Here is a 23,519-nt window from a genome sequence, read left to right on the forward strand (position 1 = left end):
AAGCGCTTATAAATTGGACAGTTTAAGCAACCATGCCAATAATCGTTTAGCTTCGGTTCGAAGTCTGATAGAAATGCACTAGTTTTACTGCGAGGTAAAGCAGTAAATAAATTAGCAAAAGCAAGGCTATTCCGACAAGTTTTTCCTCAATCTTGCTATAATATTCTTGAAAGATGTGTTGGCAACATCAGCATTCACATATTCTAGTTAAGATTGCCAATGCTATTAAATTCCCCGAAAGGAACTGATACCATGGCATTAAACCGGCAAAACAAAATCCGAAATTATTCCGTGACTTCTGCCACCGACACCATTAAAGAAACGCTAGCTTATCGGCATCTAAGTGCTGATTGGTTGGCAGATATGCTGCACATGAATCACGAGGAAATGAATAAGGTGTTGAAACGTGAAACCTATTTGACCATGGATCAGTTAAAACACGTTCAGTCTTTAATCGGTGTGTCAGCACAGTTGTTAAGAAAACTAGATTCTAATTTTCTTGAACACCTTTTGACGCCAACGGAACTGGCTAAAATTGAAGAGCTTGAACAAAATTCTACCGATGCTGATTTTGAAAATATTGATGATCTTGATTGGGATAAATTGTGATATGAGGTGTATAAGATGCCAAATAAACGGCAACGGAAAAAGAATTATAACAAGTGGGCTAACAAAATAGTTCGTCAGATTTGGGACCGACGCCCTAAAGATCTTAAAACACAGGAAGAAGCTGACCGATGGCTTGATGAGCAGGTTGAAAATGAAGGTATTCTCAATTGGCGTACACAACAAGCTGTAAACGAAGCGATTCATGATGCGAAATCGTCACATTCAACATTAAAAACATATGATTCGATTGATGAATTGATGGCTGACCTAGAAAGCGATGACTGAAATGGCAAATAAACGACAGCGGAAAAAGCAATATAAAAAGAATATGAAGGAAATTGCTCGCTTGTCAGACTCACGAAAGAATGACAAAGCAGTCGATTTAGACGAAATGATTGCTGAAGTCAATGCTGAGGATCAGTATGATAATTCATCAGATTGGTGGAATACCATTGATAATCAAGCAAAAAAGTACGGGTCGGTTGACACTCCCGAAGTTGACTGGGGCAAGATGTTGAAATGGACTCTGAGGATGATGAGGATGAATAAAATCGATTTCCCAGTAACAACTCAATTTTCCAGCTTATTCAATTTAACTCGTGCTTTGATTAAACCTTACTCAAAGTATCAGCATTTAAGAATCGTAGAATACTTGCTGTATCTTTACACCACTACTGCCGTAGCCGTAACTCAAGGATGGATAATTCATCTAAGCCAAGGCATCCGCAATGATTTTGCACTCACAGGTCCACTTATACTCACCGGTATAATCTTGATCCTTGTTCTTAAATGGATAAATCACCGACGTATAGTGAGAATTATTCATAATTTTCTACCGATTAATCAAGATGATCAGTATCAACGGCAATATCAGGCCATCCGAAAATCTGCGTTGCATCCAGCTACAACAAAATTTCAGCAGGGCCTAGAAGGCTTCGTTACAATCGTAACCTTCATATTCGTAATGCCTATCATTTTCATGTAGACGAAAGTGATATATTAATTCAGAACGTATCAGATTCAATGATTATTGTTTATTTTCCCATACAAAATTTAGTGCTGCACTATTTGGAAATTTCTAACGATACTAAAAAACCGCCCAGAATAGCCTTGGACAGTTAACGACGGTTCTTTAGTTGTTTAACGATAGTCTATAGGTATCGTTCTACTGTTACCACGACTCAGTTATAACATGAGCCGTGGTATTTTTGTAACTTGTTGATTAAAATCCGTTAAATACTTGGAATTCGACTTTTTAAAACGATTTATCATGTGAACAGCACATAACTCTAATTTACTAATTTATAAAATTTTTTCGTAGTATTTACTCACTAACCTTGTTTATCTTGGTTGATGCTGCCCGTAATGTTGTCCGTACCGTTTTAAATCCATTCTAATTCGCTCAAATAACCCAACTGATAAAAAAGAGCCAACCCTTTCGGATCAGCTCTGCACCGCGTTGTTCTCTTAAGCGGGTGACGGGAATCGGACCCGCGACTCAAGCTTGGGAAGCTTGGATTTTACCACTAAACTACACCCGCATAACAGTAACTATATTATCATATTCAGCTTAATCTGTCAGCATGAAATTGCATAAAAATCAGCTTTTCTGAAATAGTTTACCGTTATTTTCATTATTCGGCTTTTGCTTTTGCCGGTTCAGCGTCTTCTTTACGCACAATAGCGCGGTTGTTAAGTTCACCAACCAAAATACGATCACTCTTGTTATAACTTAAAATGTGAATTAATACCGAGTTTTCATAAATTTTCTCGATTTCCCCTTCAAAGTCATGTTCAAAAGAGCCAAATTTTTTACCCTTTACATAGTCGCCAACTTGATGTTCTGCCATTGGGTTGTCTCCCTCCACTTCGCATGATGAAAAAGATGATAACAAATTTAGCCAGTGAATACAAGGCTTATTTTCATAATACTGAAACTTTCCGTAAACTTAATCTTCCTTAAGATTTTCAAATTGAAAATGAGTTTCATAACGCCTTCGTGGTAGACTTAAGATAACAATAATTAACGATAACTACTACCAATATGCAATATATTTTATTCTAGGATGTGACTTGTATGTGGCTGACCATTTACTTCATCAGTTTAATATTACTTATCCCAGTAACCATTATCGGTTTAAACCGAACATCTGAGAAAAAGATTGCCCAGTGGCTCATTATTGACCGCCTGGTTTATCTCATTATGGCGTGTGCAACTGTCGTGTTAATGATTAGAACCTTCAACCACGCCCCACTGTTGGTTTCAACAAAAGGCTTGTTAGCTGTCAGCGTCATTGTACTAATTGAAGTTGCTTTTGGCCGCAAACAGGAACATGACCTTTCCATTGCTTGGAGTATTGTCGTCACCATTGCAATTTTAATAACGGCAGCGGTAGGCATTGTCACGACACTACATTCTATTTAATCGATTACGACCATGTACGGCCGAAATTGTTGGGAGCCCTGATCATTTTCATCGTGTCAGCGGTGCGGTGGCGGTTAAAAGCCATCAATAGAAATTTAATAAGTTAAAAAAGTGGCCATCCTTAATTGGATGACCGCTTTTTGATTATTTATAGATATCATTGCGTTTAGCAGTCTTTACGACCAATACAATGCCCATCATCATCAATGTCAGCAATGATTCGATAACTCCCAACTCGGTAACACCAAAAAGTTTCTAAATTTCCTTCTAAGGCTTTGCCCCACGCCTGAGGGTTATCATAACCCTCGATGTGACTGTCTTAACCAACAGACTAAGCGGCGCTGGATTTGAGAATCTAATTTGGAAAATTGTTTTTCAGCATATTGGTCAAAACTCCAGTGATATGCGGTCATGGCTTCATTTCCAGACAGGCCATAACCTCGGCACGACCGACAGTTTTACCATGGCTAGCTTTTAGATTAACAGCCGCGTCCTGATAATCGGTTTCATCTTCAGCATGTTCTAAGACAGCTTGACGCATGTAGGTCGTTACTGAAACACCATTAAAATCAGCCTGTGCTTTAACTTTATCGTATTGGTCTTTTTTAAAGCGTAATGAGGTAACTATTGTATCGGCCATTGCGGTCAGTCCTTTCTTGCTTAAGAATATTATAACAACTTTCAGACTATTTTTTTGCAGCATAGAAGATAAAAAAGATTAGCTAGTCTTCAGTATTAGAAGTTCTAGCTAATCTTTTTATTTACTATCCCTTTTGTGCTTTCAACGCCAACTCCAACGACCGATCAACCAAGATTGACTGGCTATCAATCATTGGCTTATCCGTCACTGGTTCACGGTCCTGCGCCAAAGAAAGCTCGGTGCAGCCCAGAACCAACGCGTCACAGTGGGTTTCATCAAACATTTGTTGGACTAACCCATGATACAGCTGACGGTCCACAACGTTATTATCTTTAATACAGTCGTAGATCAGCTTGTTGGTCTGGTCTTGAACAGATTGACTAGGAGCTAAAAATTCGTAGCCCGCATCCATAATCTCATGATCATAGATATGGTCATAAATCGTCCCCTCGGTGGCAATTAAACCGATTCGACGCGCGTCAGGATACTTCTTACCGATCTCCTTAACTGCTTCGCGAGGCATATGCAGAATTGGAATATCGGTAGCTGCCTGCATCTCATCGTAAAAGTAATGCGCCGTGTTGCATGGTAAGGCAAAGAAATCGGGCTTTAACTGACTTTGCAACTTAATGTCGTTCACCAGTGGAATCGCCGGGTTTGGCTTACTATGGTCCTTAATGTAGCTGGTACGGTCAGGCACCGTGGCATGATTGACCAGAATATAGTTGAGATAATCCTGATCTTGATTAGCCGGCGTCCGTTCGTTTAACTGATGAATGTAAGTTTCAGTGGCTTCCGTTCCCATACCACCGATGATCGTAAAAAAGTGTTCCATAAAATCACCCTTTGTTTTCAGCAAAATAGCGGTCAAAATTCTTCGAGTAATTATGATCCATCCACTGAATCAATGCCCAACGCTTCAAGTTCATATCGTGTGAATACTGGTAAGTAGTCCCATAACGGCCGGCTCTGATCAGTTCCAGTGCGCGATCCTTATCGGCATTCTCACGGGCATATTTTTTGAAGACTTTGGCTGGGACTCCCAGCCAAAGCGCATGCTTACTTTCGTCCTGATTACCGTAAACAGTTGGTTGATCAACCAGATCCTGTTTAACGTAATCTTTAACCACCCAATCGGCCAAATTATAACCGTTGAGCGTCACGAAGAAACTACTACGTCCCTGTCGGAGATTGATTTCGAATAATTTGAATGTATCATCACGTACATCATACTTCATATCAAAGTTGGCGTAACCGGTAAACTCAATTTTCTCCAAGAAATCCTTGATGGTTTTATAAATGGCTTCGTTATATTCCGGTAAAATGGCCACATAGTTACCAATGGCCGATGGTGCTGGATCTTCCAACAACGGGTGGCCTAGGCACATCATCTTAACGTGGTGGTGCTGATCCACGTATGCATTCAGTACCCGCATGTTGCTGTCGTCACCAGGAATGAAGTCTTGAAGAATAAAGTCTGACTTATAACCGTTGGCATAAGCCGCATCCAATACCTTATCGAACTCTGCGCGAGATTGAATGCGGAAAGCTTTTTTCCGGCCTTCAAAATGCACGTCCAGCCATTCCACACTATTAGTTGGCTTCAAGGCAACTGGATAGTCAAAGGGCTGTTCAACAACTGTCTGACTGTCATGCTCTTCCTTGGAAATCGTCCGCGTCTTAGGATATGGCAAATTGTATTTGTCACAAATCTTGTAGAAACGTTCCTTATTGTTTAATTGCTTCAATAAATCATAGTCGATGTATGGGCAAACAAACACGTCGGATAACTCATCTTTATGTTTGGCAATCAACTCTGCGTAACCATCTCCACAGCCAATTAAGATGACTGGCTCTTGATGGTCACGATAACGTTCTTTAATTTTACGCATTGAGTCGATCCAGACCGGATCCTCAGAGAAGCCGGGAATTAGTTCTAGATCAACAATTTTAGTAAATCGGGTTGGGGCTAGTTGAATAGACGCGATAGCCTTCACTGGTTGATGGTAGAGTTCATAAAACGAACGTGCCATGCCGTATACATTAAAGTCGCTTCCCAATAAAACTGGGGTAAATTTTGGTGTTTCTTGCATTATTGAAGTTCCTCCACAGCGTTTTTAGCAATTGTGACATCGGTTGGGTATGGGGTGTTCACACCATTCACCTTCTGGAAGGCATCTTCACCCTTACCAGCAAGCACCACAATATCATCTTGCGTGCTCATGTTAATCGCCGTTTCAATGGCGGTTTTGCGGTCCATAACGTACTGCACTTTAACCCGCTGATGATCGATATGAGCGTCGATTTCTTCAGCAATTTTCTTTGGGTCTTCATAAGCGGGATCATCCGTGGTCAAAATCGCCACGTCAGCCTCTTCACTCAGTGCTTTACCAAAGCCTTCGCGACGGGAAACACCCTTATTTCCGGTACTCCCAATGACAACGATAACTCGGCCAGCGCCAGTTTGAACCTTCAAAAAGCTCAGCAGTGCCTTCAAGCTCCCGTAGTTATGGGCATAGTCAATATAAATCGTACCGTGATTTTTGCTGGTCACCATTTCCATCCGTCCAGGAACGTGAACATCCGTTAATGCCGTCTTAGCGTTATCGTAACTGGCACCGGACAGCGCACTGGCGATGATTGAACTAGCAGCATTGCTCTCGTTAAAGTCGCCAGGAACGTGTAATTCATAACTGCCATCAACGGCCAGTTGCTTTGCTTTTTCGGATACCGCAGTCACTTGAAAATTGCTTTGATGTAGCGTTTCACTGGTATTCTTGAAAGTCACGTCAAGGTCCAGCGGCATTTCCAGTTTGGCACCTTCTCGTGCGTACAAGTAAATGTTTTCCGGTTGTGTTGTGGCTTTAGCAGCGTAGTACACGTCCGCTAAATGCATCGTTTCCGCATTGATAATGCAGGTTTCAGCATTAACCAGCAGCTGTTCCTTGCAGTGCAAGTAGTCCGCGAAAGTTGGATGTTCATTTTCACCAATGTGATCCGGTGAAATGTTGAGAAAAATCCCAACGTTGTACTTTAATCCGTACACCCGGTTCTTCTTGTACGCTTGCGAGGACACTTCCATGACTAAGTGTGTCATGCCATTATCCACGGCATGTCGCATATCATGGAACAGATCCAGCGATTCAGGAGTTGTCAAATCCGACTTAAACCGGTCCTCGGGAGCATTACCCACGATCCGATCAATGGTTGAAAACAGCGCTACTCGATCATGAGTATGTGCCTGTTCAATACCATAAGTAAAGTAAGCCGAGGTGGTTTTTCCCTTAGTCCCTGTAAAAGCAATGATAAAGAGGTCATTTTGAGGATAGCCATAAAACGCAGCACCTAGTAATGACATGGCCTTTTGAATATCAGTCACGATAATGCTAGTCAATCCTTGGCCCTCATCGTAAGGGGTCTCCGAAACGTAAGCCGTGGCGCCAGCTTCTTTAGCCCCTTGTAAATAAGCAGGTTTAAAATTCCCCTTACAAAAGAACAACGTATCGGGCTTAACCGTTTGTGAATTATAGTTCACGTGCTGAAACTGCTGCTGCGAATCAGTCATTGTGACCGTTTTTAATAAATCATGTTCATCTAATAAAGTCACCACTTGGGTGATATCAAGTGACACGGTCTTCATCTCCAATTAAGTGAGGCTTAAATTCTATTATTTCACCATTCTATCCAAAAAGAAACCGACATTTCAGCCGGTTTCATATGGAAAAATGCAGTTTAGTTAGCGACCGGAATCTTATCGATATCCGTACGACGAACCTTGCTAATGGTATCTGCTGACGTATCCTCTGGGAAGTAAACTTCATACCAAAGAATAAAAGTGTAGATAGTAAAGATCTTTTGCATGGATGACTTCCCGTTGATATGTTCTTGAAGAATCTCAAGTAAAGCATCCGTGTTAAAGAACTTCTTAGCAACGTCTGAAGTAAAGGCTTCTTCGATCCGCTTACGATACTTATCTTGCTTGATCCAGGTAGCGATTGGAGATGGGAAGCCCATCTTTTCCTTCTTGGCTACTCGTTCTGGTAATTCAGCCAACGCAGCTGTCCGCAGAGAAACCTTGGTTTCAGTACCGCGAATCCGCGTCTTGATTGGCATGGTAGCCGCAAACTTAGCAACTTCCTTGTCAACTAAAGGTGTCCGAACTTCCAGAGAGTTGCACATACTCATCCGATCAGCCTTATGCAAAATATCGTATGGTAACCAAGTGTTGATGTCAAAATACTGCATTTGAGTCATTTCATCTTTGTCTTTAACATCATCAAAGATGTGCTTAGTGTATTCACCGGCATCACGGTTTAAATTAGGGTTTTTCAAGATTCGTTCCCGATCATGGTAATCGAAGACGTAGTTCACACGATAGTAACGTTCACTTAGTGGTTGGGCACCACGAACTAAGAACCGACGACCGTGGAATCTTGGTAAGTTAACCACCGCTTTAGCCAAGCCTTTACGAACAAAGCGTGGTACAGCCTTTTGGTAACGTTCAAACGGCTTTGCTTCCAGGTAAGTGTTGTAACCGCCGAAGAATTCATCGGCACCTTCACCAGACAAAGCAACCTTCACGTGTTCGCGAGTTCCCTTTGACAGGTAATATAACTGCATCGCTGAAGGGTTAGATAACGGTTCATCCATGTAGTACATAATGGTTGGTAAGATGTCGAAGTAGTCGTCGCCAGTCATGGTCAATGGTGTGTTATCCTGGTGGATTTCTTTAGCAAATTCAGTTGACCAACTTAGTTCACTGTACTTAGAGTTATTGAATCCCAGGGAGAAGGATTGAATTGGCTTAAGCTTAGCAGCTTCGTTGAGCACGTAGCTAGAATCGATCCCACTTGATAAGAAACTACCGACTTCAACGTCAGCAATCATGTGAGCATCAACGGAATTATCAACGATCTTACGGATCTTCTTAGCATCCTCTTCGATTGTTTGGTTCTCATCGATATTATCGTAATTAAACTTATAGTATTCGTGAGTTTCAGTGTGACCATCAGCTTTATGAATAAAGTAATGGCCAGGCATTAACTTAAAGACGTTTTTAAACATCGTATCCTTAGAAGGAATAAATTCGAAACTCAAATGAATGGCTAGTAAGTCTTCATTAAGTTCTTTTTTAAAGTTTGGGTGCTCCAAGAATGCTTTGATTTCTGAAGCCCAGAGGAAAGTCTTGCCGTCGTCGTAATAGTACAATGGTTTGATGCCAAAGTGATCACGGGCGCCAAAGACTTCACCGGTTTTAGAATCGTAAATGACAAACGCAAACATCCCGCGCAAATGCTGAAGCAAATCTGGACCCCAGGCATCGTAGCCGTGAATCAGAACTTCTGAGTCAACGTCTGTCCGGAATTCGTAACCTAACTTCTGCAAATCTTGACGAATATCTTGGTAGTTATAAATTTCGCCGTTAAAAGTCAAAACTTTAGTTTGATCCTGGTTATACATGGGTTGCTTACCATGCGCAAGGTCAATAATTGATAAACGACGGAAGCCCATCGAGACCTTATCATCATTAAAGTAAGCTTCATCATCAGGTCCACGATGACGAATACGGTTGGCCATCTTCACGATCGTATCGCTAGGCACATCTGTTTGGTTAACATAACCAACAAATCCACACATGTTGTAATCCCCTTTTTAGCATTTATTTACCGTTTCATGCGACGCAATAGAGACGCCGATCTCACGACTTGAACGATCACTAAAAGATGTAGCAAGACGTAATTCAAAAACAATGTTCATTTTATCAAAAAAACCGCTGTAATACTAGGAAACATCGCGTCTTATAACGTTTTCTTTAAACTCGTCTCCTGAAAGCGTTTGCGGTATAATAGAAGTGAATCAGGAATGGAGTGATTTTAATGGATAATCTCATATTTTTTAACCCCGGTGATTCAATTGCCAACTTCCACGACTACGATGAAGCAGTAAGAAGTGCCCAGATCTATCGCCAGAATCACGTTCAGGCTGGTCACGTCCTGGTTGTCAAGGGTATGGAAAGCGAAAAGCAGTTTGACATTTTCCTGTCAGATAACGAAATTTCCCATGATAATGAGTTGGGGAATTCAAAACCGTATAAGGTGTCGAAAAAATTCTAGGTGCAATCTAGGTGCGGAAGTGAGCGCTTAGAGAGCGAAGTGTAACAACAAAATGGCGGAAGTCCCTGGTCTTGGGGGTTCTGCCATTTTGTTGTTACATGCAGCTCTCTGCTCACTGGAGCCCGATAAGGCATAGGTGCCGAAAAAATTGTGAAGCGTTGGAAGCTCCCGAACTTTGGAATCTTGCCATTTTATAGTTGCATGCAGCTCTCTGCCTGCTGGAGCCTGATAATGGCTTTGGCCCAACTACTTCCCCAGTTTCTTCGCATACGGCAACGACATATCTTTCCCATCTGACCGAACACTCAGAAAATGATCCTGATCATAGCGCACGAAAGTCACTGGTGGCTTAACGCTAAGTTGTGCATACTCGCTCTTAAGCGAAAGCAGCTCCTCTCCGCTAGCCGAAAGCTGATACCCAATACTGTCAAAAAACAGTTTAATTTCTGCCTTTCGTGCTCGGATCCGTAATTCTGCAACATCGCCGATCAGCAACTGCATCTCAATCATTCCCCTTTTTCGGTGATTTACCGTCAATATAGTTAATCGCTTGTAATAGATGATCCTTAAACCCAATCAAATCATAATACGCCATGGATTTTGATGGGATAGACACAATTTGACTCGATAGATCTAACAGCACCTGCAAATACCGTCGATGCAACCGTTGAGCGGCCATTGGCTCACGTCTGGAAAGCTTTTGATTGGCCTGATAGCTATCTCGAATAGCCTGTCGCAGCTGATGATTGACTTGAATCACCGCGTCAAAATCATGCTGTTTGCGCACCGCTTCTTCAACACCGCTAATTCGCCAATACCATTGCTGAAGCTGGATTAAAATGGCCCGCTTAGCGTTTTCATAACTGCCAAAATCAATGCTATTTTTGTCGATTGGCAAGTGCCTGCTTTCCCTTCTCAGTTAGGCCATTGATATAGGGATCCGCGTCAATATACCCCGCATCAATCAGTGGTTGCGGATTGCCACCGATCACATTATCGCAGTAGTCCACAAAGTGTCTCGGACTGGTGCCAGGTTCCACTTTCCCTGAGGCAATTGCATCTAAAATATTATAATCAGTAGGCGTTAATTCCATTTTCTTTTCCTCCAAATTCGATTTAAATTGAGAATAGTCTTGTTCTTGTGGATTCGCAAGTGATTATACTAAAACGCATGCTGCAGCATAGTTGCTGTAACATGCGTTTTATTTATGGAGTTAAATCCGCCAAAGATTCACCCTTTTCATACCGGGTGTTCAAAGCAGCGACTTTAACCTCAATCACTTGGTTATCGTTGATCCGCGCAAAAGCCAACACTTCGTTAATCAAACGGTCAATGACTGCTTGATCCTGCTTTTCTTCAATGGCATTCTTCGCAGCCAAAAACTTAAGTCTAGGTAGGAAATAAGTGACGTGGTGCTCCGAACACATCTCCACACCCTTATCAACCAACTTTTGACTCGCTTTCAACTGGCCCACGGAATTGTAATAGCTAGCCGTGAAGAAAACCATGGTCAGCAACCGCAAGTAGTTATCACCCACCCGATTAAAGTACAGCTGTTCGTCTTTTAACACGTTGCGAATAAACGAATGGACCTTTTTAAAGTAGAAGTTCGCGCGATCTGCTTGTTGCAACCGACTATACATCACACCGGATCCCACATAGACCAACTGCGTAAAGATGGTTTCGTGTGACTCATCTAAATCGTTTAAAATTTGCGAAAAATCATACAAAACTTCTTCAGGTGGCTGATTGATCAACGCACCCATCAGCCCCCGCAAATAATAGAACTGCATCTTTAACAACATTGAGTCTAATTGCTTTTCTTCAATAACTGAAAGACCCTTTAAAACCTTCTGGTAATTTTCCATCACCAGTTCCCGCTCAAGTGAGTCTAAGCTTTCTTTGAGCTGATTAACACTAACTTTATTTGATTCGTTCAAGTCATCGATGGTGAGGCCGATCCTGGCGCAAAGTTTCGATAAGATTTTCAGTGAAGGTACATGGCCGCCACATTCAAACTTACTCAGTGTTGATTGCGTACAGATGCCCTCGCACATCCTGACCTGAGAAATATGCAGCGATTTGCGTCGCTGAACAAATTTTGCGATATCCATTGAAATCAACCCTATTCTTATTGACTAACCGTGAATTCCTAACGCCACTTTTGCAAACCGGCTCATCCGATCAATGCTCCATGCCGGTTCCCAAACCAGATTAATATCACAGGTTTCAACACCATCAACTGAGGTAACCGCTTCAGTAATTGAATCTGCTAATAAATTACCCAGTGGACACCCCATCGTAGTCAAGGTCATCGTAATCACACAGCTACCCTTATCATCAACTTTAATATCATAGATCAGGCCCAAATTAACCATATCAATCCCTAATTCGGGGTCAATGACATCTTCCAACGCTGTCATCACTTTGTTTTCGACTGGCGTAAATTGTTTTTCAACTTCTTCAGACATACGTGTTACCTCCTCATGATCAGACAAAGTGCCCTGTTTTTCTTGCAGTACCAAGCCTATCGGCACCTTGATCATTCACTCTTCTGCCTTAAATCATACCATAATTATGCCCCAATAAGACGCATTTCGCGCGAAAAATAGTGATATCCCGCAGTGTTCACCTGCTCGAATGGACCAACTAAAAACAGCACTTAACACCCTCATCATCCAAACAGTCACCAGTGAATCTATTCATCTCGCCTTAATAACATGGCCGTAAGCGTTTTTAAATCCGCCTTGACTTGGTGTTCAGGTAGCTGGTCAATGAGTTTTAGTGCCTTTTGTGTCAGTTCAGCAGCTTCCTGCCGTGCTTTTTCCACACCCTTATTTTCAGTGACTAACTGCTGAACGGTCCGCAAATCAGCCACCGTCATCCGCTGTTTTTTAATCAGGTAAGGCTTAAAGGCGCTTTTTGCATCCGCCATAGCTAAAATTAACGGCAGTGAATAAACCCCGGCTTTCAAATCCTCTAATACCGGTTTTTTAGTCTTCTGTGATTGACCATCATAATCCAAAATATCATCTAAGATTTGGTAGGCCTTGCCGATCGTCATACCGATTTCACCCGCTAAGTTAACGACCTGATCATCACTACGACTCAGTACCGCACCCTGCCGACAGCTTAACCAAAATAGCTGAGCCGTTTTACCGGTGATTTCACGAAAATAATCTGCTTCCGTGACGTTACGCTTATAATTAAGCTTCATTTGTTCAAGTTCACCAATCAGAATATTGCGCATGCTTGTAATGTTTAGCTGCAGTTCAGCCATGTCATGGGTCGTCTTCAAAACTTCTTTAAAGTAAACCGTAAAGAGGTAGTCCCCAGCGTAAATGGCGTTTCGAGAACCGTAAAGCGTATGTATTGTTGTGACACCACGGCGCAACGGTGATTGGTCGATGACATCATCATGGATCAGCGTCGCCACGTGCAGTAGTTCTAACGCAGCCGCGCCCGCCCGCAACACATCCTCATCGTTTTGCTGACCAAACTCACTAAAAAGGTAAAAGAAACCGGGCCTTAATAGTTTCCCACCAGACTGCAGCAAAGCTAATATTTGGTGTTGAATCGGTTGATTTGGCAGCTTTACTGCTTCCACTAAGTACGGTTGAAGCGCCTCTAGCCGTTCTTCGACCCTCGGAAACTGATGCCAAAGTTTGTGAACCATGTACTGCCACTCCCCCTACTTAAAATTACCCATCCACCTGATGGGCCCCCTTGATGTGTCATCATGGTGTTTTAACCATGTTACCACATGATTGTGAACTCATGCATCATTAGGACACCAAAAAGCCCGTTCAGTCAAAAACTAAACGGGCTTTTTGGTAGACACTTAATCTGAAAACAACTTGATCTGGTCTAAAATATTGAGCAACTGTTTTTCTGCTCGTTCGTAATCCGCAATTTGATTGCCGAATTGCTGGTTAAACCCATCGAGGCCACCCGCAACAAAGGCGTACTCGTATTGATACACTTGCTGATAGGCTGCCGTTAGTTGTGACAATAATTCTGGTTGCGCTGGTTCTGACAGCTGCAATGCCATCTGAATCACACGCAAATCCGTATAACCCAACTCAAACTGAATTGCCCAAGCGCGCATAAACTCATGCTGAGCCTGAATGTGTAGAAAATGATGTTCCGTATTCCAAGCCAGACGAGCAATTGAATCCTCGATTTTAATCATTTTAAGCCTCCAAAGTTTGTGACTTCGACACGACTACGCCCATAAAATACGCAATTTGGAGGTTTGAAGCAAGTCATTGCACCTGTTATTTTTCCGGTCCTAGATGACGCAATGCATGAGCACGATCCAGTAACGTAAACACACTGTGAACTAACACCGTTCCAAAGAAAATCACCGAGAGCAGCCGAACGGTAAACAAGGCGACAATCATGCCGATTGAATAGTTAGTGTAGCCTAGTTTAAAGACTTCGTAGGTGAACGCAACGATGGTGGTGGTCACAGAAGAGGTCAACAGACTTGCCCAGCTCCAGTTTTTATAGCGCCAAGCGGCAAAACCAATCTCAGACCCCACACCCTGTACGATGCCGGAAAGCAACGCTGCAATACCAAAAGTCCCGCCAAAAATAACCTCAGCCGCAGCGCCCAACACTTCACCAACAATCGCTGCTCCGGGAATCCGGGTTAAGTAAATAGCTAGCGGTCCCGCCATGATCCAAAGGCCAAATAAGATTTCGTTAGCAAACGGACCCACAGCCATGGAGAGCACGTTGTACAAGTAATCCGTCCCCACAAAGATAGCACCGAAAATCAGAGCAATCATGGTGATTAAAATAATATCTTGCAGATGAAATTGTTTTTTCATTGTTGTCATCCTTTCAAGCTTTTGGTCGTGAACACCACGTGACGATGAAATCAGCCATTACTTTGGTGTAATCAATCAGTTGTGATAGTTGCACCATCTCATTATCGCTATGTGCCTGCATCATTTGTCCTGGCCCATACGTCACCGCAGGAATGTGGTAAAAGTCAAACCAGCCACCATCCGAGACTGACGTTGACATATTGATATCAGGGACCACTCCTAGTTGCTGCTCATGACTTTGCTTCAGCAGCTGAACGGCTGGTTGTGAGGCGTCAATCGCTAACGGTGGAAAAATTTCTCCCTTATCCACTAGCATCGAATCACCGCCCCAACTGAATGTCGGTAAAGTATCCTTTAACCAGGGGTCCGCTTTAGCTGCGGTAGTTACGGCAGCTTCGATCTCGTGGGTAACTTGGTCAATAGTTTCATCAGGGTAAAAATGAACGGTGATCCATAATCGACATTCGTTGGCAACAAAGGCTGGATGAATGCCGCCTTCAATATAGGCCGGATTAATCGTATTGGTTCCTGCCGGGAAACCCGGATACGACTTGGTCACTGCCCAGTAATGTTCCAACTTCTGAAGTGCCTCAATGACTACCGGCATCTTTTCAACCATGCTGGCAGCCTTCAAACCACCGCCAGCTCGCAGCATATTCACCCGGTTGCCGTCATGATACGTGTGCGGACTTTTAAGAGTGATCCAGCCAGTTACCACACCGCCCTGTCCTTGAAAAGCCATATTGCTGGTATCGCCAACCACTGCGAAGTCGGCTGTTTCACCCTGTTCCAGCAAAGTTTTGGTCCCTGCTTCACCGGCTTCTTCACCAACCACTGACTGAAATCGCAAATCACCCGGAAGATGAATATCTAGTTGTTTTAATAATCGAAAGAGGTACAAGAAACAAGCCATTGCCCCTTTCATATCACTAACACCGCGACCATATAATTCATCGCCCCGCTGTACGAGTTGGAACGGGGCCGTCTGCCAGTGATCCAGATCCGTCAGTGCGGCCACATCCACGTGCCCATTTAATAGAAGACTATGATGATTACTGCCCGCACTTCCACTTAGTTGCCCCGAAACTAACGCATCTTGCTCATAGAATGACTGTTGCTTAACGGTAAATCCAGCTTGTGTGAGTTGCTGTTTCACGTAATTTTGAATTGCCACTGTATTCCTAGCCGGTGGTGACACCGTTTGGAAAGCGACTAACTCACGCAAAATAGTGAGTAGACTTGACTGCTGGTCATCGATTGCCTGTTGTAACTGTTGCTGTAATGCCGTCATTGCTTCAAATCCCTTCATGGTTCAACTCAGCCACGAACCTGGATGAAACCAACTAAAAAACTCCCGAAGCTAGACTTCGGGAGTTTTGCACACGTTCAATCAGCTTTCCTACGTGAGTGTTAACTCTCAGGTTCAAAGGGTCTGGCGTTTGCCATCTCAGCTCTATTAGAGCACCCCTAGCTTGTAAGCTTATCATGTCATAACTGGTTGATTAATGCAAGCATTTTTCTTGATATAAATAAAAAGAAACCGCTCAAAAGCAGTTCCTTGATTTCAACTATGCTATCATGCCAGCCAACGAGCAATACTTGGCCAACTATTCTTGGTGATGATCATCCGCGGTGCTAATTTAAGATCGTTTTCATTCGTCACAATCCCATTATTTAACGTGTAAATCACCTGCAATTTCGGTTGATGAACGAGGTAATTTTGAACCAACGGCGTCCCGCTACCATATGGATAAGTGAAAATCGGTGTCGTTTGCCCCGTCTTTTGCTTCATGACTTTTTGACTGATTGCATAATCGCGAACAAATTTCGGATAATTGCGCTTCAAGTTAAACGCTGGCGTCCCCTTAACTAGGTAATGCATATTATTGGTATGAACACCCAGCTCCATTTTGGTGCTTTCAGACCGGTATAATTTCATAATCTGAGACCAAGTGGCTAACTGTTCGCCACCGATATATTCTCCGGTTGAGCCGGTAATAATCGAAGCCGTAAACGGATAATCATAATGTTTCATGATGGGCGCAGCATTTTCGGCCATGGTCCGATCAATGTCATCGAAAGTCAAAACGACATACTTCCCATGAACTGGCTGATTATTCTTCAACATACTGATCATTTGGGCAGTGGAAATCACTTTAATATGGTGCTGATGCAAAAACTGCATCTGCTTTTTAAATTCGGATACATTCACGTTATAAACGTGGAGTTGATTATTCGGCGTTAATGATTCCACGCTTTTAACCATGGTGTCATTATCATTCAGGATTCGATGATAGCAAAACACCATAATGCCATTTTTAATTTTGGTATCACTGCTAGCTAAGGCGTAGTTTTCCCGAGTTCCCAGTTCAAATTTAGTACTCTTACGAACGTTGACGGCAATCAAGCCAATGAAAACGACGATGATCAATCCTAATATCCATTTACGCATTGTCTTTGTCATTTGCTGCCACCTTTCGTTTGAGATTCCGAATGTGAATGATACTGTACAGGATGCTCAGACCGCCAATCACCAAAATCAGGTTGCCTAACAGTTTATACAAATGAAATGACAGGTTGAACAGTGAATAATTCACGACTAAGCCATCCGAATAAATCCCAAAAATAAAGCAGAGATTAATGACTAAGACGTAAATAGCGACAACCCACAATAAAATAAGCAGGATCATTCGCCGAAATCGTGACCAGAGGGACGTTTTTTTACGAATCACTAATTTATCTTTATCCATTTTAGACCCCCCGATCTGGACTGGCCCAGGTCCCTTTTCGTTTTGGATCAAGGAAGAAGGAACCAAGGGCGGTAATACAGCTGATCAAGTTAACCACCCAGTAGAAGACAAAGTACATTGGCAGCAACAATAAATCTTGCCAGTCAATGTAGCCCTGACGCTGAGAACTGGTAAAGCCAATGATGAACTGCACGATACTAATCAGTGTCAGAACAAATAAGACCCCACCGTCTAAAATCAAGGCGTGAGAAAAGATCATGGTCAGGAAATACAGAACGATCATGAAGAAACAGCTTAACGCCCATAAATTACTGATCACCATATCGATCAACAACCATTGTTCGGCAAGTTTGCCCGTAAAAATTAATTGCCGGTTGCGAATTAAAACTTCTAAGCCACCACGAGCCCAGCGCCGTCGTTGACGGATCAAAGCATTCATATGCTCCGGAACCAGGATCCATGAGACGGCTTGCGGACAATAAGCCACTCGCCAATGATGCGAATAAAGTTTCCAGGTCATATCGATATCTTCGGTTAATGCTTCAACGGTCCAGCGATGAACCTGTTTGATAGCTTTCTTACGATAAACCACAATCACACCTGAAACCGTGGTGATATGGCCGGTAATAAAGGATTGTCCCCGCTTAATAATGTCAATGATGCCGATATATTCCAGCAACTGCAGGCGACCTAATAAAGTTGTTCGATTACGAACCACTGGACGACCGGCAACGGCACCCACATTAGGATCATTATAAAATTCAAACATCATGTGCTTCAAAGCATCTTGGTCAATGTAAGAATCAGAATCCAAGCAAAGTAAGTATTCCCCATCAGCGCTATCTAAGCCAACATTCAACGCATTGGCTTTACCACCGTTTTTAATAATGGGTACCACTTTAATTGGAAACTGAGACTGATACTGTTTCTGTAACTCATACATCACGTTTAACGTTTGATCGACACTGCCATCATCGATCAAAATCAGTTCAATTTTTTGATAAGTTAATCGTGCCACTGATTCAACAACTTCGTGTAACGTTTCTTCCTCGTTATGTGCTGGAATTAACACCGATACCAGTTGTTCCGGTTCCCCTTTTCCACGCTTTTTCAAAGGAATTTGACGCTGTTGAACACTAAAAAAGATTGCACCCATGATCCAAACAAGTGATACGATCATCGGATACAAAACTACAAATCCACTAAGTATATTCATTTAAAAAACTCCCTCGACGATATTCTCGCAAATCGCTGATTATTTCGTCATATCCGCATAACATGTCCCTGATGTTAGCTCAAACAACAACTTTCACATTGTACTTACGCAAAACAGCTCCGTCAAGGTAGGTATCATTAGAACATTTTAGAGGAAAATTTAGAACTTAATCACACTGGTTATGTAAGCGCAAACATCCATCTATCTTCAATAAGTTAAGATTTACTTAACTTAACGGTTAACTTCTTTTAAGGACGTCTCTTGACATTAATGATGAAAGCATCAAAATATGAAATTTACGGCAAAAAAAGATACAAATTTCGTTAAATATAAACTTAACGAAATTTGTATCTTTTGACTGTAACTCGATTGTACCAAAATGCCCCGAGCAGGATTCGAACCTGTACTTGGTTGCCCAAACAGCGACCTGAACGCTGCGCGTCTGCCAGTTCCGCCACCGGGGCATCACAACAGGAATAATCATACACTATTGTGGGTCGTTTTGTAAAGTCATTTTATGCATACTTTTCACATTTTCTTGCAGGCCGTTCAAATTGACGTTTTGTAAAAAAACAAGGCCAAGAAGCGCCCTTGTGCAGATTATTACTTTTCCATGCATGCTTTTTGGGCAATAAAGCCTAAACAGTTCATTTCACTGCCAAACACTTTGTACCGCAACATCTCGAAAGCTAAACTTTATGGTCTCTAGTTCTACTAAGACGAACCTGATTTGATGTAAATAAATTCAATCTAAAATCTTAAATTTAAACATCGCACACCCCTCATTCTAATCTTGAAAATTCACGATAAACTTTCCCCGAACTTTGTGAACGTATATTCATGCGTACCCAACCTTAAAAATTGACTTGCCACTCAAATGTCGAAGTCCAACAAACGTTGCATTGTAAACGTTTGCCGGACTTCGATCAATTCGGAAAAAGAATTAAAAATTTTTTCTGGTGAGTCAAAAATTTTTTAATTCTCAATCAACCCTGTTGTATCAGCGAAAATGGCATCTTATTCGTTTGATTAAAATTTCATTAGGATATTGTATATTTAATCATCATCTTGTAATTAAATTAGAAAGTTTTATAATTTAATTTTAATAACTCGAGGAGATGATCACGTGCTACAGACACTTCTATTTGCTTTACTCCCTATCATCGTCACCATGGCTTTAGGTTACTTCGCAGCTGCACGTCATTATTTTAATGACAAAGACAGCAGTATGCTGGTTCGCCTGGTCATGAACTTTATGTTGCCACTTAGCGTTTTTTCTGGCATTTGGAGTACACCACGAAAAATTATCATTAAAGATATTCCGTTAGCTTCCTGGCTGTTAGTCAGTATCGTTTGCTGTTACCTGATTTTTTTGGTCATCAACCGATACTTACTGCACACTGACCTACATATTGCATCACTTAGAGCAATGTCAGTGGCAGATCCTTCTGTTCCGTTCATCGGATCGGCCATCTTACCCTTAATTTTCGGTAACTCGTTGAGCGCCATCACCATTGGCGTATGTACCCTGATTATTAATATTATCCTGCTACCAGTAGTCTTTGGCGCTCTCAGTCAAGGAGAATCTCTAGGATCTCGGGTCATCAGCACGTTACGTAAGCCACTGGTTGCCGCAGCTCTCCTTGGTTTTATCCTAGCACTGTTAGGCTGGCAGATGCCCGAAGAACTGGCCGGCTCGTTTGAACTGCTGGGCAAAGGTGCCGGTGGTTTAGCCATCTTCGCAACTGGGATCATTCTGTTCACCCGTAAAATCTTGGTTAACCATACCATCATTGCCACCGTCTTTTCGAAGAACATTCTTTTTCCCATCGTCATCTGGGGCTTGATGCTATTACTCAACGCACCTTCGGAATTGCAACGGATCGTGGTCTTGACGCTGGCCATTCCAACGGCTACCATGCCTACCAGTCTCGCTATTCAATTTAAAGTTAACGAAGCCGAACTGGCCTCAACCCAATTCTGGAGTATCGTTTGTTCATTCGTTACCCTGGCGGTATTCTTAGTCGCACTTAGTTAGTCAAAAGGAGAAATGAACAGTAACTGTTTTACTGTAAAAGGATATCAATCTTTGCAAAGGGGTGCTTCTATACTATTCCGTATTCTTACAAATCTGGTGGAGATATTACAGGGTTAAAGCTAGAAGTTAAACCTTCCGTATTAGCTGATAGCTTATATGTAGTGATTTATATGAATTTCATTAAAAGGCTTTTTGAGCTAAATCCATCCCGTATAATATGAGGGACACCTTACCTTGGTGATTAAATTCCATAGGGCGGAACAATTGATGTTACTCACTTATAAAGTCGAAATTAAGCCGACTGAAAAGCAAGCCTGGCAGATTGATTGCCATATTGGTGGCAGTCGTTGGGCCTATAATTTGTTTTTGGATATCAATCAACAACGCTACGAAATGGGTTATTGCTACTTAAACGCTTACGCCTTTAGTAAGTGGTTTAACCACGAATATCTAGAAGCTAACCCTGATGATCTATGGATCAAGGATTTATATGCCAAATCCATTAAACAGGCCTTTATTGATGCTGATATGGCTATGAAACGTTTTTTTAAGAAGCTGAGCGGTTTCCCACATTGGCGCTCGTTTAAACGGGGTCAAGGCAGTTACTACTTTGTTAAAAACAGTAAAACGCAAATCATTGCCTGTCAGCGTCACCGAATCAAGCTACCGAAGCTTGGCTGGGTTCGTTTAAAAGAGTTTGGCTACATTCCGACAGACTCAGAGCACTTCGTTATCAAACAAGGCCGAATCAAATTCAAAGCTGGTCGTTATTACCTGACTTGTTTAGTGGGACAGGCTGAATTACCAAAGCTAGAACTGACCGGCGAGCCTATCGGCATTGACCTTGGTTTAAAAGAGTTTGCCATTTTAAACGATGGCACTTTGTATCACAATCAGAATAAAAGTAGTCGGATAAGGCGAATCAGAAAACGCGTTAGACGCCTGCAAAGGAAGTTGTCCCGTCAGTATCTTGCACTGAAAGCTAGAAGACAGAAAGAAGGGAAATCTGCTACTGATTTAAATCTAGCTAAAACTCAGCGGAAGGTGCAACGCTTGTATCAACGATTGACTAACATTCAGTCGGATTATCAAAATAAGATTATCGCTACTGTGGTGAGAACCAAACCGCAGTGGATAGCCTTAGAAGACTTGAATGTTAAGGGTATGATGAAAAATCGGCATTTAGCTAAAGCAGTTAGTTACCAAGGATTTTATAACTTTAGAATCAAACTAATTTCTAAATGTCAGCAATTAGGCATTCCGGTACACTTAACTGACCGGTTTGAACCAACTTCTAAGTTATGCCATCAATGTGGCTATAAAAAAGTTGGTCTGAAACTGCAAGACCGAGTGTATGAATGTCAAAACTGTGATTATACCGAAGACCGTGATATTAATGCGGCCCTGAATATCAGGGATACTGAAAACTTTGAACTAGCCTACTAACACAGGTTTCAAAGCATGTACCGGTGGCTAGCCGGGAATTAACGCTTGTGGACTATCATATCAACTGTATTAGCGAGTTTCATGCGCGACAGGATAGGAAGAAGCAAGAATAATCTATAACTTTTTATAAGTTATCAGTAGCAGGATCAGTTATATGCCAGAAACACCTATTACTCTAAAAAATGGTCAGTTAGTCACACCTGATCATCCCACCATTCCGTTCATCAAGGGTGATGGTATTGGTCCCGAAATTTGGCAAGCCGCTCAGCAAGTTTTCGATGCTGCTGTTAACAGCGCTTATGCTGGCAAACGTCAGGTCAACTGGCTGCCACTTCTAGCCGGCGAAACTGCCTATCAACAAACTGGTCAATGGCTGCCAGATGAAACACTGACCGCCTTAAACCATTACTTAGTTGGTATTAAGGGTCCCCTAACGACGCCTATCGGGGAAGGCCACCGCTCAATCAACGTGACCCTGCGACAAAAATTGGATTTGTACGCTTGCTTCCGCCCCGTCACGTATTATCCAGGAACCCCTTCCCCAGTCTTACATCCGGAACGCGTCAACATCGACGTTTTCCGAGAAAATACCGAAGATATCTATGCTGGTATTGAAGCTGACGTTGATACCGCTGAAGCAGCAGAGTTAAAACAACTCTTAGGCCACTATGATCAACTAGCCAAGGTACGTTTTCCAGACACTGCTGCTTTCGGCATTAAGCCCGTTTCTAAAGAGGGCTCGATTCGTCTCATTCGAGCGGCAATAAACTACGCTTTAAGCCATGACCGCCACACACTTACCCTTGTTCATAAGGGTAATATTATGAAAAAAACTGAAGGCAGTTTCAAAAAATGGGGGTACGACTTTGCTGAGGCTGAGTACAGTAGACAAGTGTTCACTATGGCAGAATATGACCGGTTAAGAGACGCCCAAGGGAAAGCAGCGGCAGATTCTGCCTTAGAAACGGCGAAATCAGCGCAGAAATTGATTATCAACGATGTGATTACCGATAACTTCTTCCAGCAAACCTTACTGCACCCCGAAAACTTTGAAGTTGTGGCAACCATGAACTTAAACGGCGATTATATTTCTGATGCATTAGCTGCTCAAGTCGGCGGTATTGGCATTGCACCCGGTGGTAATCTGAACTATCAGACTGGTCACGCGCTGTTTGAAGCCACGCACGGAACCGCACCGCAATTCGCCGGTCAAAATAAAATGAACCCCACTTCGCTCATCTTATCCGGCGCAATGATGTTTGACTACCTTGGCTGGCCGGAAGTAGCGACATTGATTCGCGAAGCCATTAAAGCAGCGATTGCCAGTCAGCATGTGACTGCTGACTTTGCGACAGATAATCAAGCAACTGTACTAAGTACCAGCGCTTTTGGTGCTTACGTGGCAGACGTCATAGCCTCAAGGTAGATGCCAGAGTTTAACACAAC

Annotated in this window: 26 protein-coding genes, 2 tRNA genes and 1 riboswitch; of the genes, 8 read left to right on the forward strand and 20 right to left on the reverse strand. The window is 42.4% G+C overall.

What is annotated here, in order from left to right; all coding sequences use genetic code 11:
- The first annotated feature begins 252 nt into the window (after positions 1-252).
- Genes AC6H04_RS02750 through AC6H04_RS02760 form a run of 3 tightly spaced genes read left to right on the forward strand, consistent with a single transcriptional unit; the run spans position 253 to position 1,594 of the window.
- On the forward strand, positions 253-609 hold the full coding sequence (locus tag AC6H04_RS02750) for a hypothetical protein (protein ID WP_497570250.1): 357 nt from the start codon (positions 253-255) through the stop codon (positions 607-609).
- A gap of 15 nt (positions 610-624) precedes the next feature.
- Complete coding sequence (locus AC6H04_RS02755; RefSeq protein WP_497570251.1) at positions 625-894, forward strand: hypothetical protein; 270 nt, start codon at positions 625-627, stop codon at positions 892-894.
- 1 nt (position 895) lies between these two features.
- Positions 896-1,594 carry a hypothetical protein gene (locus AC6H04_RS02760; protein WP_497570252.1) on the forward strand — a complete coding sequence of 233 codons (699 nt, stop codon included), beginning with the start codon at positions 896-898 and terminating at the stop codon, positions 1,592-1,594.
- A gap of 485 nt (positions 1,595-2,079) precedes the next feature.
- On the opposite strand, the gene AC6H04_RS02765 is transcribed toward AC6H04_RS02760, so the two are convergent.
- Positions 2,080-2,150 (reverse strand) — tRNA-Gly (locus tag AC6H04_RS02765).
- Between the two features lie 93 nt (positions 2,151-2,243).
- Positions 2,244-2,459, reverse strand: a complete 216-nt coding sequence (locus AC6H04_RS02770; RefSeq protein WP_098826153.1) for a DUF2187 domain-containing protein — start codon at positions 2,457-2,459, stop codon at positions 2,244-2,246.
- Positions 2,460-2,686: 227 nt separating this feature from the next.
- Here AC6H04_RS02770 and AC6H04_RS02775 point away from each other — a divergent pair, with 227 nt between their 5' ends.
- Positions 2,687-3,034: a DUF1516 family protein gene (locus AC6H04_RS02775; protein WP_497570253.1), complete on the forward strand. Its 348-nt coding sequence runs from the start codon at positions 2,687-2,689 to the stop codon at positions 3,032-3,034.
- 409 nt (positions 3,035-3,443) lie between these two features.
- Here AC6H04_RS02775 and AC6H04_RS02780 read toward each other — a convergent pair whose 3' ends face one another.
- From AC6H04_RS02780 to asnB, 5 genes are all read right to left on the reverse strand, one after another.
- A complete protein-coding gene (locus tag AC6H04_RS02780) occupies positions 3,444-3,674 on the reverse strand; it encodes a DUF6290 family protein (protein WP_497570254.1) in 231 nt (76 codons plus the stop codon).
- A 124-nt stretch (positions 3,675-3,798) separates the two neighbouring features.
- Positions 3,799-4,509 carry an aspartate/glutamate racemase family protein gene (locus AC6H04_RS02785; RefSeq protein ID WP_497570255.1) on the reverse strand — a complete coding sequence of 237 codons (711 nt, stop codon included), beginning with the start codon at positions 4,507-4,509 and terminating at the stop codon, positions 3,799-3,801.
- 4 nt (positions 4,510-4,513) lie between these two features.
- The gene (locus tag AC6H04_RS02790) at positions 4,514-5,767 is read right to left on the reverse strand and encodes a carboxylate--amine ligase (RefSeq protein WP_497570256.1); all 1,254 of its coding nucleotides are present in this window, start codon (positions 5,765-5,767) and stop codon (positions 4,514-4,516) included.
- Positions 5,767-7,305: a UDP-N-acetylmuramoyl-L-alanyl-D-glutamate--2,6-diaminopimelate ligase gene (locus AC6H04_RS02795; protein WP_497570257.1), complete on the reverse strand. Its 1,539-nt coding sequence runs from the start codon at positions 7,303-7,305 to the stop codon at positions 5,767-5,769. Before AC6H04_RS02795 ends, AC6H04_RS02790 begins: the two co-directional genes overlap by 1 nt.
- 101 nt (positions 7,306-7,406) lie before the next feature.
- Positions 7,407-9,311 (reverse strand): asparagine synthase (glutamine-hydrolyzing), encoded by a 1,905-nt coding sequence (gene asnB / locus AC6H04_RS02800; RefSeq protein WP_497570258.1) that lies wholly within the window; start codon positions 9,309-9,311, stop codon positions 7,407-7,409.
- Between the two features lie 239 nt (positions 9,312-9,550).
- On the opposite strand from asnB, the gene AC6H04_RS02805 reads away from it, so the two are divergent.
- Entirely contained in the window at positions 9,551-9,787 is a 237-nt protein-coding gene (locus AC6H04_RS02805; protein ID WP_098826164.1) for a hypothetical protein, read from the forward strand.
- Between the two features lie 246 nt (positions 9,788-10,033).
- Here the strand turns inward: AC6H04_RS02805 and AC6H04_RS02810 are convergent, their stop codons facing one another.
- The 13 genes from AC6H04_RS02810 to AC6H04_RS02870 form a co-directional block, all read right to left on the reverse strand.
- Complete coding sequence (locus AC6H04_RS02810) at positions 10,034-10,297, reverse strand: hypothetical protein (RefSeq protein WP_497570259.1); 264 nt, start codon at positions 10,295-10,297, stop codon at positions 10,034-10,036.
- Positions 10,290-10,685, reverse strand: a complete 396-nt coding sequence (locus AC6H04_RS02815) for a hypothetical protein (RefSeq protein ID WP_497570260.1) — start codon at positions 10,683-10,685, stop codon at positions 10,290-10,292. The genes AC6H04_RS02810 and AC6H04_RS02815 overlap by 8 nt, the downstream gene beginning before the upstream one ends.
- The gene (locus tag AC6H04_RS02820; protein WP_497570261.1) at positions 10,666-10,881 is read right to left on the reverse strand and encodes a hypothetical protein; all 216 of its coding nucleotides are present in this window, start codon (positions 10,879-10,881) and stop codon (positions 10,666-10,668) included. The genes AC6H04_RS02815 and AC6H04_RS02820 overlap by 20 nt, the downstream gene beginning before the upstream one ends.
- A 112-nt stretch (positions 10,882-10,993) precedes the next feature.
- Entirely contained in the window at positions 10,994-11,902 is a 909-nt protein-coding gene (locus AC6H04_RS02825) for a helix-turn-helix domain-containing protein (RefSeq protein WP_497570262.1), read from the reverse strand.
- Positions 11,903-11,926: 24 nt separating this feature from the next.
- Entirely contained in the window at positions 11,927-12,259 is a 333-nt protein-coding gene (locus AC6H04_RS02830) for a metal-sulfur cluster assembly factor (RefSeq protein WP_497570263.1), read from the reverse strand.
- Positions 12,260-12,486: 227 nt separating this feature from the next.
- Positions 12,487-13,464 (reverse strand): polyprenyl synthetase family protein, encoded by a 978-nt coding sequence (locus AC6H04_RS02835; protein WP_497570264.1) that lies wholly within the window; start codon positions 13,462-13,464, stop codon positions 12,487-12,489.
- A gap of 165 nt (positions 13,465-13,629) precedes the next feature.
- The gene (locus tag AC6H04_RS02840; protein ID WP_497570265.1) at positions 13,630-13,980 is read right to left on the reverse strand and encodes a hypothetical protein; all 351 of its coding nucleotides are present in this window, start codon (positions 13,978-13,980) and stop codon (positions 13,630-13,632) included.
- An 85-nt stretch (positions 13,981-14,065) separates the two neighbouring features.
- Complete coding sequence (locus AC6H04_RS02845) at positions 14,066-14,623, reverse strand: ECF transporter S component (protein ID WP_497570266.1); 558 nt, start codon at positions 14,621-14,623, stop codon at positions 14,066-14,068.
- Positions 14,624-14,636: 13 nt separating this feature from the next.
- Positions 14,637-15,932 (reverse strand): acetylornithine deacetylase, encoded by a 1,296-nt coding sequence (locus tag AC6H04_RS02850; RefSeq protein WP_497570267.1) that lies wholly within the window; start codon positions 15,930-15,932, stop codon positions 14,637-14,639.
- A 70-nt stretch (positions 15,933-16,002) separates the two neighbouring features.
- Positions 16,003-16,102, reverse strand: a riboswitch (TPP riboswitch).
- 97 nt (positions 16,103-16,199) lie between these two features.
- The gene (locus AC6H04_RS02855) at positions 16,200-17,087 is read right to left on the reverse strand and encodes a polysaccharide deacetylase family protein (RefSeq protein WP_497570268.1); all 888 of its coding nucleotides are present in this window, start codon (positions 17,085-17,087) and stop codon (positions 16,200-16,202) included.
- Entirely contained in the window at positions 17,068-17,373 is a 306-nt protein-coding gene (locus AC6H04_RS02860; RefSeq protein WP_497570269.1) for a hypothetical protein, read from the reverse strand. Before AC6H04_RS02860 ends, AC6H04_RS02855 begins: the two co-directional genes overlap by 20 nt.
- Before the next feature lies 1 nt (position 17,374).
- Positions 17,375-18,589 (reverse strand): glycosyltransferase, encoded by a 1,215-nt coding sequence (locus AC6H04_RS02865; RefSeq protein ID WP_497570270.1) that lies wholly within the window; start codon positions 18,587-18,589, stop codon positions 17,375-17,377.
- 380 nt (positions 18,590-18,969) lie between these two features.
- Positions 18,970-19,053: transfer RNA gene (locus AC6H04_RS02870), tRNA-Leu, on the reverse strand.
- Between the two features lie 662 nt (positions 19,054-19,715).
- Here AC6H04_RS02870 and AC6H04_RS02875 point away from each other — a divergent pair.
- From AC6H04_RS02875 to icd, 3 genes are all read left to right on the forward strand, one after another.
- A complete protein-coding gene (locus tag AC6H04_RS02875) occupies positions 19,716-20,627 on the forward strand; it encodes an AEC family transporter (RefSeq protein WP_497570271.1) in 912 nt (303 codons plus the stop codon).
- A 267-nt stretch (positions 20,628-20,894) separates the two neighbouring features.
- Positions 20,895-22,073 (forward strand): RNA-guided endonuclease InsQ/TnpB family protein, encoded by a 1,179-nt coding sequence (locus tag AC6H04_RS02880; RefSeq protein ID WP_497570272.1) that lies wholly within the window; start codon positions 20,895-20,897, stop codon positions 22,071-22,073.
- Between the two features lie 154 nt (positions 22,074-22,227).
- Positions 22,228-23,499, forward strand: a complete 1,272-nt coding sequence (icd, locus tag AC6H04_RS02885) for an NADP-dependent isocitrate dehydrogenase (RefSeq protein ID WP_497570273.1) — start codon at positions 22,228-22,230, stop codon at positions 23,497-23,499.
- Positions 23,500-23,519 lie beyond the last annotated feature (20 nt).

It is taken from the genome of Secundilactobacillus sp. MJ173, assembly GCF_059704265.1.

What these genes read in the sequence shown, in the direction of transcription:
- AC6H04_RS02760 (WP_497570252.1), top strand. Translation starts at nt 896, where the DNA reads ATGGCAAATAAACGACAGCGGAAAAAGCAATATAAAAAGAATATGAAG.
- AC6H04_RS02805 (WP_098826164.1), top strand. Translation starts at nt 9,551, where the DNA reads ATGGATAATCTCATATTTTTTAACCCCGGTGATTCAATTGCCAACTTC.
- AC6H04_RS02840 (WP_497570265.1), bottom strand. Translation starts at nt 13,980, where the DNA reads ATGATTAAAATCGAGGATTCAATTGCTCGTCTGGCTTGGAATACGGAA.
- AC6H04_RS02820 (WP_497570261.1), bottom strand. Translation starts at nt 10,881, where the DNA reads ATGGAATTAACGCCTACTGATTATAATATTTTAGATGCAATTGCCTCA.
- AC6H04_RS02845 (WP_497570266.1), bottom strand. Translation starts at nt 14,623, where the DNA reads ATGAAAAAACAATTTCATCTGCAAGATATTATTTTAATCACCATGATT.
- AC6H04_RS02865 (WP_497570270.1), bottom strand. Translation starts at nt 18,589, where the DNA reads ATGAATATACTTAGTGGATTTGTAGTTTTGTATCCGATGATCGTATCA.
- AC6H04_RS02785 (WP_497570255.1), bottom strand. Translation starts at nt 4,509, where the DNA reads ATGGAACACTTTTTTACGATCATCGGTGGTATGGGAACGGAAGCCACT.
- icd (WP_497570273.1), top strand. Translation starts at nt 22,228, where the DNA reads ATGCCAGAAACACCTATTACTCTAAAAAATGGTCAGTTAGTCACACCT.
- AC6H04_RS02850 (WP_497570267.1), bottom strand. Translation starts at nt 15,932, where the DNA reads ATGAAGGGATTTGAAGCAATGACGGCATTACAGCAACAGTTACAACAG.
- AC6H04_RS02830 (WP_497570263.1), bottom strand. Translation starts at nt 12,259, where the DNA reads ATGTCTGAAGAAGTTGAAAAACAATTTACGCCAGTCGAAAACAAAGTG.
- AC6H04_RS02855 (WP_497570268.1), bottom strand. Translation starts at nt 17,087, where the DNA reads ATGACAAAGACAATGCGTAAATGGATATTAGGATTGATCATCGTCGTT.
- AC6H04_RS02780 (WP_497570254.1), bottom strand. Translation starts at nt 3,674, where the DNA reads ATGGCCGATACAATAGTTACCTCATTACGCTTTAAAAAAGACCAATAC.
- AC6H04_RS02825 (WP_497570262.1), bottom strand. Translation starts at nt 11,902, where the DNA reads ATGGATATCGCAAAATTTGTTCAGCGACGCAAATCGCTGCATATTTCT.
- AC6H04_RS02775 (WP_497570253.1), top strand. Translation starts at nt 2,687, where the DNA reads ATGTGGCTGACCATTTACTTCATCAGTTTAATATTACTTATCCCAGTA.
- AC6H04_RS02835 (WP_497570264.1), bottom strand. Translation starts at nt 13,464, where the DNA reads ATGGTTCACAAACTTTGGCATCAGTTTCCGAGGGTCGAAGAACGGCTA.
- AC6H04_RS02790 (WP_497570256.1), bottom strand. Translation starts at nt 5,767, where the DNA reads ATGCAAGAAACACCAAAATTTACCCCAGTTTTATTGGGAAGCGACTTT.
- AC6H04_RS02810 (WP_497570259.1), bottom strand. Translation starts at nt 10,297, where the DNA reads ATGATTGAGATGCAGTTGCTGATCGGCGATGTTGCAGAATTACGGATC.
- asnB (WP_497570258.1), bottom strand. Translation starts at nt 9,311, where the DNA reads ATGTGTGGATTTGTTGGTTATGTTAACCAAACAGATGTGCCTAGCGAT.
- AC6H04_RS02770 (WP_098826153.1), bottom strand. Translation starts at nt 2,459, where the DNA reads ATGGCAGAACATCAAGTTGGCGACTATGTAAAGGGTAAAAAATTTGGC.
- AC6H04_RS02880 (WP_497570272.1), top strand. Translation starts at nt 20,895, where the DNA reads ATGTTACTCACTTATAAAGTCGAAATTAAGCCGACTGAAAAGCAAGCC.
- AC6H04_RS02755 (WP_497570251.1), top strand. Translation starts at nt 625, where the DNA reads ATGCCAAATAAACGGCAACGGAAAAAGAATTATAACAAGTGGGCTAAC.
- AC6H04_RS02750 (WP_497570250.1), top strand. Translation starts at nt 253, where the DNA reads ATGGCATTAAACCGGCAAAACAAAATCCGAAATTATTCCGTGACTTCT.
- AC6H04_RS02860 (WP_497570269.1), bottom strand. Translation starts at nt 17,373, where the DNA reads ATGGATAAAGATAAATTAGTGATTCGTAAAAAAACGTCCCTCTGGTCA.